This is a genomic window from Microbacterium sp. EG9, from assembly GCF_059759475.1.
In genome coordinates, this window is the sequence record NZ_CM186217.1 from 1,582,074 (window position 1) to 1,594,114 (window position 12,041).

The following is a 12,041-nucleotide window of genomic DNA, read 5'->3' on the forward strand; positions in this document are numbered from 1 at the left end:
ACTCCTTTGTCACCGCGTGTCCGCCTCCATCCTCCGCCGTCGCACCCGGCCGCGCACGTCGGCGCTTGCCATGTGGATGCCGCGGCGCGTACTGTCCACATCATGGACACCGCGCGACGAACGATTCCCGGCGCGCAGTCGGTGGCGCGGGCCGCGGCGCTGCTGCGGCTCGTGACGTCGGCGGGCGAGGAGGGCCTCTCGGTCGCCGACATCGCCCGCCGCGCCGAGCTGACCCGCCCGACCACGCACCGTCTGCTCACGGCGCTGCGTCACGAAGGCCTCGTCGACCAGGACGAGCGCACCGGCGCGTGGATGCCGGGACCCGAGCTCTATCTCATGGGGACGGTCGCGGCATCCCGCTACGACATCACCGCCATCGCGCGCGACATCGTCCGCTCGCTCGCGGTGCGCACCGAGGAGAGCTCGTTCCTGTCGGTGCGCCGCGGCGACGAGACGGTGTGCCTCATCCGCGAGGACGGCGCGTTCCCCATCCGCTCGTTCGTCCTGTCGGAGGGCGTGCGCTTCCCCCTGGGCGTCGCGTCGGCGGGGCTCGCCATCCTCGCCTTCCTGCCGTCCCACGATGTGGACGCGTACTTCGAGCGGCATCCCGAGCTCGCCGAGCGCCACGGCGCGGCGCACGCCGAGCCGCGTCTGCGCGCGCGTCTGCGCGAGACGCAGGCCCGCGGCTACGCCCTCAACCCGGGACTCATCGTCCAGGGCAGCTACGGCATCGGAGCGGCCGTGTTCACGCGCGCGGGGCACCCGCAGTGGGCGCTGAGCCTCACGGGGGTCGACTTCCGGTTCTCCCCCGAGCGCATTCCCGATCTCGGACGCACACTCCTCGCCCACGCGCACCAGCTGACCACGCGCGTCGCCGCCGGCGCACATTAGGCGCCGCCTCTGCCGCGGCCCCGGCATCCCCCGCCGAGAAACCACCGCCACCCCGAGAAACCACCGCAGCCCCGAGAAACCACCGCAGCGGTGATGTGTCGAGACGCCGGTGGTTTCTCGGGATGCCGCGGGCGGCGGAGCTACGGCGTGAGCGGGACGGCGGCGGCGAGCTGCTCCTCCACCAGCGCGGCCAGGCGGTCGGCACCGGCGTGGGAGAGCACCACCGTGTAGTGGTTGAACTCCGGCCACGCCACGTGCGCCACCGACGGATACGTCTGCAGGAGTGCGGCGAGGTGCGGGGGCGGATACAGCCCCGGCACCTCGTCCTGCAGCCCCCGCGGCACGGTGACGAGGGTGGTCGGCGCGGTGAGCGCCTCGAGGGCGTCGCGCACCGTCGAGCGGGTGTTCATGTCGACGGTGTCCTCGACGGTGGTGGCGTAGCTCGTCGCCGGTCGGTACGAGCCGTCGGCCTCGCGGTCGAGGTCGTACGCGAGGTAGTGCTCGAGGGCGGGCGACCAGTCGGCCGCGAACGCGGGGTGCCCGCGCCAGAACGCCAGGTAGTCGTCCACGTCGGCGAAGCGGCGCGAGAGCCGCGCGGCCGTCGGCCCGAGGATGGCCGCGACCAGCTCGTCCGGCGTCAGGTCGGCCGGGGCGACCAGCGGAAGTCCCCCGTCGACGAGGAGGAGACGCGCAACGAGGTCGGGATGCCGGTGCGCGAACACCACCGACACGAACGCGCCCATGGAGTGCGCGACCACGAGGTCCGGCACGAGCTGCAGCGCCGCGCAGACGGCGGCCAGATCGTCGGCGTGCGCCGCCATGCCCGCCGGTCCCTGCACGCCGTTGCTGCGACCGCGACCGCGCAGGTCCGGCGCGACGATCCTCACGTGCGGCAGCGCCTCGGCGAGCAGCTCCCACGCGAGGTGCGACGAGGTGACCCCGTGGACGGCGAGGATCGTCGGGGCGCCCGGCTCGGCCTCCCACACACCGACCCGCAGCGAACCGCCGGGGACGGCGACATCGACGGCGCGCGCCGCGCGGGTGCTCATCGTGCCGTCCATCCGCCATCCATCGTGTAGCTGGCGCCGGTGACCATCCCGGCGTGATCGCTCGCCAGCCAGCCCGCCAGAGACGCGACCTCGGCCGGCTCGATCAGGCGCTTGACGACCGATTCGGTGAGCATGATCTTCTCCACGACCTCCTCTTCGGGGATGCCGTGCACGCTCGCCTGGTCGGCGATCTGCTTCTCGACCAAGGGCGTGCGCACATACGCGGGGTTGATGCAGTTGCTGGTCACCCCGTGCGGGCCGCCCTCCAGCGCCGTCACCTTCGACAGCCCCTCCAGGGCGTGCTTGGCGGTCACGTAGGCCGACTTGTAGGCGCTGGCGCGCAGGCCGTGCGCGCTGGAGATGTTGATGATGCGTCCCCATCCCCGCTCGTACATCCCGGGCAGCACCGCGCGGATCAGCAGGAAGGGCGATTCGACCATGAGCCGCTGCATGAACCGGAAGCGCTCGGGCGCGAACTCGGTGATCGGCGCGACGGTCTGCACACCCGCGTTGTTCACGAGGATGTCGGCATCCAGCGAGAGGTCGTCCAGCGCCGCCGTCGCGGAGAGGTCGACGACCCACGCCTCTCCGCCGAGGCGCTCCGCCACCTCCTGCGCGGCGTCGCCGTTGAAGTCGGCGATCACCACGTGCGCGCCGCGGCGCGCGAACTCCTCGGCGCAGGCGAGGCCGATGCCGCTCGCGCCGCCGGTCACGACGGCGCGGCGCCCGGCGAGGTCCTGCTCAGTCATGGTCCTGTCCCCTCTCGCCGCGTGCCGCGAGCGCGTTGCGGATGAAGCGCATCATGCCGTCGATGACGGCGTCGGGGATCGCCGCCGGAGGCTGCCCCTCCTCATCGCGCTCCCAGAGCAGGAAGCGCATGCCGATCAGCTCACCGGCGCCCATGAGAGCCCAGGCGGTCACCTCCGGGTCGAGCCCGGTGTCGACGTCACCGGATGCCTGCGCGGCGCGCAGACCGGCCTCGTAGCCTTCCACGATGCGCGTGTAGTGCAGCCGCAGCATCTCGGGCGAGACGAACTCCGCCTCGCGCACCACCCGGTACAGCGCCGGGTGGGCGGCGGTGAAGCGGAAGAACCCCTCGAAGCCCGCGCGCTCCGCGTCGATGCGGTTGTCGGTGTCGGCCATCGCCTCGGCCATCGCGTGGCGTACGCGGCGGTTGAGATCGACGACCAGCTCCTCGAAGACCTGCTGCTTGCTGTCGAAGTAGAGATAGAAGGTGCCGAGCCCGATCCCCGCGCGCTCCGTGATCTTCACGATCGACGCCTCGTGGTAGCCGAGGTGGGCGAAGACATCCTCCGCGGCTTCCAGGAGCTTGCGACGGGTGGCCTCGCCGCGCTTGGTCAGCGGTTTCCCGGCCGCGGAGAAGGCCGCTTCGGGCTCGAACTGCTCAACTGTGCTCACGAGCACTTCCTCTCACCAGGTCGGCGGCCCGAGCGCGCAGTCGAGAACGGGCCAGCTTCTCGATCGTGGACCGTGGCAGGTCGTCGACGAACGCGACGCGCACGGGGACTTTGAAACCCGCCAGTTCCGCGCGGGCGTGGGCGAGCACCTCGTCGGCGCCGAGCGCCGCGCCCTCCGCCCGTACGACGAACGCGACGCCGCGCTCGCCCCACACGTCGTCGGGCACGCCCACGACCGCGGCATCCGCGATCGCCGGATGCAGGAGGAGGGCGCGCTCCACCTCGGCGGGGGCGACGTTCTCGCCACCGGAGATGAAGATGTCCTTCCTGCGGTCGACGATGCGGAAGACGCCGTCCGCGTCGCGGTGCACCACGTCCCCCGTGCGCAGCCAGTCCCCCGTCATCGCCCGCGCGGTCGCCGCGGGGTCGTGGAGGTAGCCCGCGAACACGCTCGGCCCCCGCACCCACAGCTCGCCGGTCGCCTCCCCGCTCAGCTCGAGGCCCGCGTCGGGATCGACGACCCGCACGTCGACGTGGGGGTAGGGCCGCCCGACCGCTCCGGGATGGACACCGCTTTCGGATGCCGGCAGGCACAGCACGTTGGGAGCCGCCTCCGTCAGGCCGTACCCCTGGGTGAGCGGCACACCGGCATCCGCCCACCGCGCCGCGAGCGCCGGTGGGATCGTCGCGCCGCCGACGAGCGCCTGACGCAGCCGTCCGCGGGCGAGGGCGTCGAAGCCGGGGTCGTCGATCAGCAGCCGGTACTGGGTGGGCACGCCCATCATGGCCGTCACGCCCCGCTCGGCGAGCAGCTGCAGCACACGCCGCGGCTGGAACGAGCGTTCCAGCACGACCGTCGCGCCGACCCACCAGGCCAGCAGCGGCTGACAGTTCCAGGCGGCCACGTGGAACTGCGGGAGCACCGCCAGCACGACGTCGTCGGCGGTCAGCTGCGCCACGCCCGCGAGCGCGAGGTTGTTCCAGAAGCAGTTGGCGTGGGTCAGGACGACACCCTTCGGCGCCGCCTCGCTGCCGGAGGTGTAGATGACCAGAAGCGGATCGTCGTCGCGCACGGCGCGGGCGGGCGCGGCCGCGCTCGCATCGCCGCGCGGCGGGACGGCCGCCTCGATGCCGGTCGTGCCGAGCAGTGCCGTCGGTGGCGGCGCGGCCACGCGCGACAGCGCGTCGGTCGCCACGCCGAGGTACTCGTCCTCGATCGCCACGAGCGACGGGGCCGCATGCAGCAGAGCCTCGCTCAGCTCCCGCGACGACAGCCGCCACGACAGCGGCACCATCGCGATGCCCGCCTTCGCGCACGCGAAGAACACCACGACGTGGTCGATCGAGTTGCCGGTGATCGTCGCGAGCCGATCGCCCGGGCCGTAGCCCGCGCGACGGAGGGATGCCGCGAGCTCGCGGGCCCGCGCTTCGAGGTCGCCGTAGCCGATCCGCACGCCGCGGTCGTCGATGGCGGTGCGGTCGGGCGTGCCGCCGGCGCGATCGGTGAGCCAGCGGCCGATCGTGTGCGCACCGTCGAGGTCGCCGGTCATCACCCTCGCCCCCTCCCGCCGCTCACGCGCGCACCTGCGCGGGCTCGGCGACGGCGTCGTCCGCATCGTCGATCTGGCGCAGCTGCGAGCGGGTGCGCTCGCCGCGACGACGGCGCACCGCCGCATCGATCGTGCCGGCGATGCCGCCGGGCAGGAACATCACCACGAGGATGAACAGTACGCCCAGCAGGAACAACGGCTCCGACAACGGGATGCGCAGCACGTCGGGAAGGTCGCGGATCCACTCCGCGCGCGCCAGCACCGTGAGCCGCTGGTCGAGGATCGTGTAGAGCACGCCGCCCACGATGGCACCCCACCGGAACCCGACGCCACCGAGCACGACCATCACGAGCACGGTGATCGTCAGATCGGCGCCGACGGCGCTGGGCTGCGTGCCCGACTGCAGCAGCATGTAGGCGATACCGGCGAGGGAGGCGCACAGCGCCGCGGCGACGAACACGAGCAGCTTCGCGGCGTAGGGGCGCAGGCCGAGCACCTGCACGCGCAGCTCGTTCTCGCGCGTCGCCTGGGCCAGGTGGCCGAGCCGCGACCGATCGACCCACAGCACCACGAGGTACACGATCACCAGCACGACGAGGGTCACCCAGTAGAGGTTGCGGGTGTTCGACACGCCGACGAGCCACGCGGGGATCTGGTCGACGGGCAGACGCAGCCCCTCCTCACCGCCCGTGACGTCCTGATTGCGGCGGACGAGCACCGATCCCGCCTGGGCGAACGCGAGCGTCACCATCGCGAACGGGATGCCGGACACCCGCATCGAGATCGCGCCGGTGAACGCGGCGATGGCGAGACCGCCCACGAGCGCGATGAGCACCCCGGGCCACAGCGGCACACCGACCAGCTTCAGCGCGAGGCCCAGCCCGTAGGCGCCGGCACCGAAGTACAGCGCATGACCGAACGACAGCATCCCGGAGGTCCCCAGCAGCAGGTTGTACGACAGCGCGAGCGCGGCGAACACCATGCACAGCGACAGCAGTGCGAGCGTGCCGGGTGTGTAGGTGGCGCCGGGGAGGATGCCGGGGATCGAGATGTTCAGCAGCGGCAGCACGGCCATGACCACGACGAGGGCGGCGCCGACGACGAAGGGCAGGGCGGCGCCACGTCGGCCCGGGATGAGGGTGGGGACCCCGGTGGTGACGGTCATGCTTTCCTCCCCATGAGGCCGGTGGGTCGCACGAGGAGCACGACGGCCAGCAGCACGACGACGATGAAGTCGCCTGTGCCGCTGAGGTACACGTTGGCGAACTGCTGGAGCACGGCCACCAGCACCGAGGCGATCGCCGCCCCCGTCAGCGAGCCGAGCCCGCCGATGACCGTGACGATGAAGGCGAAGATCAGGAGCGTCGCGCCGAGGTGGGCCGAGACGAACGTCGTGTAGTGCATCGCGAGCACGCCGCCGATGCCGGCCGCCGCGCCTCCGATCGCGAACACGAGCGTGAAGCTCCGGCGCACGTCGATGCCGAGCGCGGTGACCATCGATCGGTTCTCGACCCCCGCGCGGATGATCATGCCGTACCGCGTCTTCTTCAGGAACAGCACCAGGGCGATCAACACGAGGGCGGCGGCGAGCATGAGCACCCAATAGGTGTTCGGGATGCGGGCGCCGAGGATCTCGGTGGTCTCCTTGAGCCAGGCGGGACCCGCGATGTTCACGGCATCCGTCCCCCAGATGCCCTCGAACAGCGCGACCGCGGCGAAGGAGAGGCCGACGGTGACGAGCACCTGTTCGATGTGGCGTTCGTACAGCGGCCGGATGAGCACCAGCTCGGTCAGCGTGGCGAACACCGCTCCCACCAGCGCGCCGACGAGGATCGAGACGACGAACGAGCCCCACGAGGCGGTGCCGAGCGCCTGCGCGACCTGCCAGCCGATGAAGGCGCTGAGCGTGAGGAACGCGCCGTGGGCGAAGTTGAGCACGTGCATGAGCCCGTAGATGAGGCTGAGCCCCGACGCGACGAGGAAGTAGAGGGCGCCGAGTCCGATACCGGTCAGCAGGATGAGGACAATGCTGCTCATGCGTGGGCCTCCGCGCTGACGCCGAGGAGGCGGGTGGTGAGGGCGTCGTCGTCCAGGATCTCGCGGGCCTTTCCGGTGTGCACGACACGGCCGCCCGCGATGACGATCGCGTCGTCGGCGAGGCGGCGGACGACGTCGAGGTTCTGCTCGACGAGCAGGATCGGGACGATCTTGGCGGCCTCCTGGAGCGCCTGGGCGACCTCCCCGACGATCTTCGGGGCGAGACCCTTGGTCGGCTCGTCGACGAGCAGGATCCGGCTCTCGTTGAGCAGCGCGCGGGCCACCGACACCATCTGCTGCTGCCCTCCGGACAGGGTGCCGGCGAGCTGGCCGCGGCGGGCGACGAGGTCGGGGAAGAGCTCCGCGACGAACTCGCGTCGTGGGTTCTTGTCGCGCTCGGCGAGGGCGAGGTTCTCCGCGACCGTGAGAGCGGCGAACACCTCCCGGTCTTCGGGCACGTAGCCGACGCCGCGCTGGACGATGCGATACGTCGGAAGGGTGTCGATGCGCTCTCCCGCGAGCGTCACCTCGCCGCGACGCGAGATGAGACCCAGGATGCCGCGGATCGTCGAGGTCTTGCCGACGCCGTTGCGGCCCAGGACGGCGGTGATGCCCGTCGCCGGGACCTGGAAGGACACGTCCTCGACGACCTGCTGCCCGGCGATGGATGCCGACAGGTGCGAGACGGTGAGGATCGGTGCGCTCATGCGGCCGACTCCTGCGTCGGCTCTCCGGTGCGGCCGAGGTAGGCGCTCTGCACCACGGGGTTCTCCATGATCTGCTGGGGCGCGTCGAACGCGATGATCGACCCGGAATACATGACGGCGACCTTCTGCACGAAACCCATGAGCACGTCGATGTGGTGTTCCACCATCAGCACCGTGCAGCCCGTGGCATCCTGCATCGCGCGGATCGTGTCCACGAGTCCCGCGACATCGCCCGACGCGACACCCGCCATCGGCTCGTCGAGCAGCACGATCTTCGCCTCGGTGGCCAGCAGCACCGCGATCTCGAGCTTGCGCTTGTCGCCGTGCGAGATGTCGCCGGCGGCGGTGTCGAGCTTGTGGGTGAGACCCACCTTGACGAGCTGCTCGAGGGCGAGGGCGGTCGCGGCATCCGTCCGGCGGGGAAACCGCAGCAGCGAGTAGTTGCCGCCGAGACCGACCTGCGCGGCGAGGCGTACGTTCTCCAGCACGCTCAGGCGTGGGAACAGGCTCGAGGTCTGGAACGTGCGCCCCAGTCCCGCCCGCGCGCGCTGGGGAACCGACGCGCGGGTGATGTCGACGCCATCCATCAGGATGCGACCGGAGGTGGGCCGGATGACGCCGGAGATCACGTTGAACAGCGTGGTCTTGCCGGCGCCGTTCGGACCGATCACGCCGACGGTGCTGCCGGGCGCGATGTCGAGGTCGACGTCTTCCAGGATGGTGGCTCCGCCGATCTGCAGGCCGAGGCCTTCGATCGACAGCGCGGACGGGACGGGGGTGCTCATGCGGGTGCGCCTCGCTTCGTTCCGGTCACTTCTCGGCCGGTGCGACCTCGTCCGCGGGGACGGTGTCGACCAGTTCGGGAGCGAAGCTTCCGCCGGACGCGACGAGCTTGACCTGGTACATGTCCTGGATCAGCGCGTGATCGCCGGCACGCACGGTCAGCGAGCCCTTGGGGCCCTGGAAGGTGAAGCCCTCGAGGCTCTTGACCATCGCCTCGACGTCACCCTTGCCCTCCTTGACCGCCTGCACGACCATCAGGGCCGCGTTGAAGCCGTCGGGGGTGAACAGGTCGGGAGTGCCCCCGGCCGTGGTCACCGCGTCGACCATGGCGGTGTTGACCTCGTTGTCGGGCGCGCCAGGGAAGTAGTAGTTGAGGAACTTGATCTTCTCGGATGCCGCGCCGTACGCCCCGAAGGTGGCGGAGTCGCCGAGGCCCGTGACGACGGGGACGGCGTCGAGCACGCCCTGCTGGCTCATCGCCTGCCACATCGCCCCCGAGGTGGCGCCGGCCCACGCGACGAAGACGAGGTCGGGCTTCGCGGCGAGCACCTGCTGCGCGAACGGTGTGAACTCGGTGACGTCCTCGGCGACGAGCACGCTGTTCACGGTCGCGCCCTTCGCCCCGAGGATCGCCTGGACGGCCGCCTCGTTGCCCTTGCCGAACGCGGTGTTCTGCGCGAACACGGTGACGGTCTTGCCGTTGAGGTCGCCGAGGAACGTGCCGGCCGTGGCGACGTCCTGCGCCGACTGCCGACCGCTGCGGAACGTGTAGGCGTTGACGCCGGTGAGCGCATCGGCGGCGGCGGGGCCCGAGATGAAGAGCACCTTGTTCTGACCGGCCTGCTCTGCCACCGCGGCGGCGACGCCCGACGAGGCGCTGCCGGCGAGGAGGGTGACACCCTGGCCGATGAGCTCCTTGACCGCGCCGACGGCGGTGTCGGGGTCGCCCGCGTCGTCGCGGTAGTCGACGGTGATCTTCGTGCCGTCGACCTCGTTCGAGCCGTCGGTCGCATAGTCGAGCCCGGCCTTGAAGCCGTCGAGGTACTGCTTGCCGTAGCTGGCGAGGGGGCCCGTCTCGCTGGTGACGACGCCCACCGTGATCTCGGCCGGGCCGGAGCCCTCGGTCGAGCCGCCGCCTGCGGCCCCGTCCTGCGGCGCGCAGGCCGACAGAGCGATGGCCGTCGTCGCGACGACGGCCACAAAACTCGCGTGGAGCAACTTCTTCGTAACCCGCATGTGCGTGCCTTTCACCATTGGAAGGAAGACCTGAGAACCGATTCAGGTACTGCCATCATGTTCAGGTCTCTCCCCGATGTCAAACACCGCGGGCGAGCCGGTGGTCACGATCCGGTAACCCGCCCCTTTCCATACCATCGGTATATACTGTGGGTATGCAACATACCGACGACATCCTGCGGCTGCTCGTCGGCGCGCACGCGCTCACCCGCGTCGCGTCGCTCGAGACCCGCACCGAAGCCCCCGCCGCCCAGTGGCGGACCCTCGTCCTGCTCCGCGACAACGGCCCCCTCCGCATCGGCGATCTCGCGACGCTCAGTCGCGTCACCCAGCCCGGCATGACGCGGCTGGTCACGCAGATGGCCGAGGCCGGGCTCGTCGAGCGCGCCACCGACCCGGGCGACTCGCGCGCCACTCTCGTGTCGGCGACGGATGCCGGGATGAGCGCCCTCGACGAGTGGCTGCGGGTGCTGAGCGCCGCCCTCGCGCCGCGTTTCGCCGACCTGGACGAGCAGGAGTGGGCGACGATCCGTCGCGCAGCCGACATCGTCGATGCCCGCACGCGGGTCGCGGAGGTCGCCCGATGAGCGCCTCCCCCGCATCCTCCCGCGTCAACATCTGGCGTCAGCCCGCGCAGGTGTGGGCAGTCGCGTTCGCGTGCGTGATCGCCTTCATGGGCATCGGTCTGGTCGACCCGATCCTTCCCGCCATCGCCGAGTCGCTGCAGGCGAGCCCCGTCGAGACCGAGCTGCTGTTCACGAGCTACCTGGTGGTCACCGGCCTGGCGATGCTCGTCACGAGCTGGATCTCGTCGCGCATCGGCACGAAGGCGACCCTGCTGATCGGCCTCGGGCTCATCGTCGTGTTCGCCCTGCTGTGCGCCCTGGCCGGCAGCGTCGACGCCGTCATCGGTTTCCGCGCCGGATGGGGTCTGGGCAACGCCCTGTTCATCTCGACCGCTCTCGCCACGATCGTCGGCGCAGCCTCGGGCGGCAGTGCCGCGGCGATCATCCTGTACGAGGCAGCGCTCGGTCTGGGCATCGCGATCGGACCGCTGCTCGGCGGCATCCTGGGTGAGATCAGCTGGCGCGGCCCGTTCTTCGGTGTCGTCGCGCTGATGGCGATCGCCTTCATCGCGGTGCTCGTGCTGCTGCGCGGCGGCGAGGAGAAGCGCACACCCGTGAAGCTGTCGGCGCCGTTCCAGGCGCTGCGCCAGCCCGCGCTCGCAGTGCTCGCGATCGCGGCGCTGTTCTACAACATCGGGTTCTTCGTGCTGCTGGCCTTCTCGCCGTTCCCGCTCGGATTCGGCGCGATGGGCATCGGTCTGACCTTCTTCGGCTGGGGCGTGGCCCTCGCCGTGACGAGCGTGTGGGTGGCTCCGATCCTGCTGCGTCGCCTGTCCCGCAGCACGGCCATGCTGGTGGTGCTGCCGCTGCTGGCGATCGATCTGCTCGTCGCCGCCGTCGTCGTCACCTCCCCCGCGGGGCTGGTGACCTGCATCATCGTCGGCGGTCTGCTGCTGGGTCTGATGAACACGATCCTCACCGAGTCGGTGATGGAGGCGACCGACCTGCCGCGATCGGTGGCGTCGTCGGCGTACTCCGCCGTGCGCTTCCTCGGCGGGGCCGCCGCTCCGCCGATCGCCGCCGCCCTGTGGCACGCGTTCAACGCCTCGGTGCCGTTCGTGTTCGCCGCCGTCTCAGTGCTGATCTCCGCGGCGACCATCCTGATCGGCCGGCGGGCGCTGGCCCGCATCGACGCCCACGACGCGGATGCCGCGGAGGAGGCCGCCGCGGTGCTCGTCGGCGACGCCGCGTAAGGGTGGTGGCGGATGCGTCGGCGCTGATCAGCCTCGTCGGGCCGACGCATCCGCCTCACAGCGACCGCGCCGTGAACAGCGAGCTCGGGAGGTGCCCCGCCGCGAGTACGACGGCGGCGACCGCCATCCAGGGATTGGCGAGCCACACGGAACCGGCGAGGAACGCGGCGACGGGAAGCACGGCCATCGGCACGCGAACGCCCCACACGGGGCCGAAGAGGAGATCCAGTCGGCACCCGCCGGCGACGAAGCGGATCCACAGCGCCCAGTAGGCGACGACCAGCAGCGACACCGGCAGGGCCCACCACCAGCGCACATCCCCGCCGACGGTGATGACCGGCACCGTCACGCAGAGCACCTGCCCCACACGCTCCAGCGCGACCACGCCGCGCGGGACCCCGACGCTCGTCGGCGCGGGGCGCGGCGGAAACCGTACGAGCAGGAGGCTGGGCGCGAACAGAGCGATGCTGAGCACGAGGCCGAGAGGCGAGAAGCCCATGCGTTCGAGCGTACCGACGCGGTTCGCGCCGCCGTGACGCGCGGCGCCGTCA

The 12,041-nt window shown here is 71.1% G+C and carries 13 protein-coding genes; 3 read left to right on the top strand and 10 right to left on the bottom strand.

From position 1 onward, the window contains the following. Positions 1-102 precede the first annotated feature (102 nt). A complete protein-coding gene (locus AC6CQV_RS07455; protein ID WP_498260648.1) occupies positions 103-891 on the top strand; it encodes an IclR family transcriptional regulator in 789 nt (262 codons plus the stop codon). 140 nt (positions 892-1,031) lie between these two features. On the opposite strand, the gene AC6CQV_RS07460 is transcribed toward AC6CQV_RS07455, so the two are convergent. The 9 genes from AC6CQV_RS07460 to AC6CQV_RS07500 are packed head-to-tail and all read right to left on the bottom strand — an operon-like array spanning position 1,032 to position 9,671. Continuing rightward, positions 1,032-1,940 carry an alpha/beta fold hydrolase gene (locus AC6CQV_RS07460; protein WP_498260649.1) on the bottom strand — a complete coding sequence of 303 codons (909 nt, stop codon included), beginning with the start codon at positions 1,938-1,940 and terminating at the stop codon, positions 1,032-1,034. Further along, positions 1,937-2,689: a 3-hydroxybutyrate dehydrogenase gene (locus AC6CQV_RS07465; RefSeq protein WP_101306192.1), complete on the bottom strand. Its 753-nt coding sequence runs from the start codon at positions 2,687-2,689 to the stop codon at positions 1,937-1,939. Before AC6CQV_RS07465 ends, AC6CQV_RS07460 begins: the two co-directional genes overlap by 4 nt. Continuing rightward, entirely contained in the window at positions 2,682-3,359 is a 678-nt protein-coding gene (locus AC6CQV_RS07470) for a TetR/AcrR family transcriptional regulator (RefSeq protein WP_191008466.1), read from the bottom strand. The genes AC6CQV_RS07465 and AC6CQV_RS07470 overlap by 8 nt, the downstream gene beginning before the upstream one ends. Beyond that, the gene (locus AC6CQV_RS07475; RefSeq protein ID WP_191009685.1) at positions 3,346-4,908 is read right to left on the bottom strand and encodes a class I adenylate-forming enzyme family protein; all 1,563 of its coding nucleotides are present in this window, start codon (positions 4,906-4,908) and stop codon (positions 3,346-3,348) included. The genes AC6CQV_RS07470 and AC6CQV_RS07475 overlap by 14 nt, the downstream gene beginning before the upstream one ends. Before the next feature lie 22 nt (positions 4,909-4,930). Continuing rightward, positions 4,931-6,073: a branched-chain amino acid ABC transporter permease gene (locus tag AC6CQV_RS07480; RefSeq protein ID WP_101306189.1), complete on the bottom strand. Its 1,143-nt coding sequence runs from the start codon at positions 6,071-6,073 to the stop codon at positions 4,931-4,933. Then, complete coding sequence (locus AC6CQV_RS07485; RefSeq protein WP_101306188.1) at positions 6,070-6,945, bottom strand: branched-chain amino acid ABC transporter permease; 876 nt, start codon at positions 6,943-6,945, stop codon at positions 6,070-6,072. Before AC6CQV_RS07485 ends, AC6CQV_RS07480 begins: the two co-directional genes overlap by 4 nt. Continuing rightward, positions 6,942-7,652, bottom strand: coding sequence for an ABC transporter ATP-binding protein (locus AC6CQV_RS07490; RefSeq protein WP_498260650.1), 711 nt, complete (start codon positions 7,650-7,652; stop codon positions 6,942-6,944). Before AC6CQV_RS07490 ends, AC6CQV_RS07485 begins: the two co-directional genes overlap by 4 nt. Beyond that, on the bottom strand, positions 7,649-8,437 hold the full coding sequence (locus AC6CQV_RS07495; protein ID WP_498260651.1) for an ABC transporter ATP-binding protein: 789 nt from the start codon (positions 8,435-8,437) through the stop codon (positions 7,649-7,651). Before AC6CQV_RS07495 ends, AC6CQV_RS07490 begins: the two co-directional genes overlap by 4 nt. A gap of 25 nt (positions 8,438-8,462) precedes the next feature. Beyond that, entirely contained in the window at positions 8,463-9,671 is a 1,209-nt protein-coding gene (locus AC6CQV_RS07500; RefSeq protein WP_191008463.1) for a substrate-binding domain-containing protein, read from the bottom strand. A gap of 155 nt (positions 9,672-9,826) precedes the next feature. Between AC6CQV_RS07500 and AC6CQV_RS07505 the strand changes: the two genes are divergently transcribed. Then, the gene (locus tag AC6CQV_RS07505; protein ID WP_498260652.1) at positions 9,827-10,258 is read left to right on the top strand and encodes a MarR family winged helix-turn-helix transcriptional regulator; all 432 of its coding nucleotides are present in this window, start codon (positions 9,827-9,829) and stop codon (positions 10,256-10,258) included. Then, a complete protein-coding gene (locus AC6CQV_RS07510; protein WP_060959362.1) occupies positions 10,255-11,490 on the top strand; it encodes an MFS transporter in 1,236 nt (411 codons plus the stop codon). Before AC6CQV_RS07505 ends, AC6CQV_RS07510 begins: the two co-directional genes overlap by 4 nt. A 55-nt stretch (positions 11,491-11,545) precedes the next feature. Here AC6CQV_RS07510 and AC6CQV_RS07515 read toward each other — a convergent pair whose 3' ends face one another. Continuing rightward, positions 11,546-11,989, bottom strand: a complete 444-nt coding sequence (locus AC6CQV_RS07515) for a hypothetical protein (protein WP_498260653.1) — start codon at positions 11,987-11,989, stop codon at positions 11,546-11,548. Between the last annotated feature and the right edge of the window lie 52 nt (positions 11,990-12,041).

Bases quoted from the DNA above. Each gene is read 5' to 3' on its own strand.
- AC6CQV_RS07455 (WP_498260648.1), top strand. From the start codon at position 103: ATGGACACCGCGCGACGAACGATTCCCGGCGCGCAGTCGGTGGCGCGG.
- AC6CQV_RS07460 (WP_498260649.1), bottom strand. From the start codon at position 1,940: ATGAGCACCCGCGCGGCGCGCGCCGTCGATGTCGCCGTCCCCGGCGGT.
- AC6CQV_RS07465 (WP_101306192.1), bottom strand. From the start codon at position 2,689: ATGACTGAGCAGGACCTCGCCGGGCGCCGCGCCGTCGTGACCGGCGGC.
- AC6CQV_RS07475 (WP_191009685.1), bottom strand. From the start codon at position 4,908: ATGACCGGCGACCTCGACGGTGCGCACACGATCGGCCGCTGGCTCACC.
- AC6CQV_RS07480 (WP_101306189.1), bottom strand. From the start codon at position 6,073: ATGACCGTCACCACCGGGGTCCCCACCCTCATCCCGGGCCGACGTGGC.
- AC6CQV_RS07485 (WP_101306188.1), bottom strand. From the start codon at position 6,945: ATGAGCAGCATTGTCCTCATCCTGCTGACCGGTATCGGACTCGGCGCC.
- AC6CQV_RS07490 (WP_498260650.1), bottom strand. From the start codon at position 7,652: ATGAGCGCACCGATCCTCACCGTCTCGCACCTGTCGGCATCCATCGCC.
- AC6CQV_RS07495 (WP_498260651.1), bottom strand. From the start codon at position 8,437: ATGAGCACCCCCGTCCCGTCCGCGCTGTCGATCGAAGGCCTCGGCCTG.
- AC6CQV_RS07500 (WP_191008463.1), bottom strand. From the start codon at position 9,671: ATGCGGGTTACGAAGAAGTTGCTCCACGCGAGTTTTGTGGCCGTCGTC.
- AC6CQV_RS07505 (WP_498260652.1), top strand. From the start codon at position 9,827: ATGCAACATACCGACGACATCCTGCGGCTGCTCGTCGGCGCGCACGCG.
- AC6CQV_RS07510 (WP_060959362.1), top strand. From the start codon at position 10,255: ATGAGCGCCTCCCCCGCATCCTCCCGCGTCAACATCTGGCGTCAGCCC.
- AC6CQV_RS07515 (WP_498260653.1), bottom strand. From the start codon at position 11,989: ATGGGCTTCTCGCCTCTCGGCCTCGTGCTCAGCATCGCTCTGTTCGCG.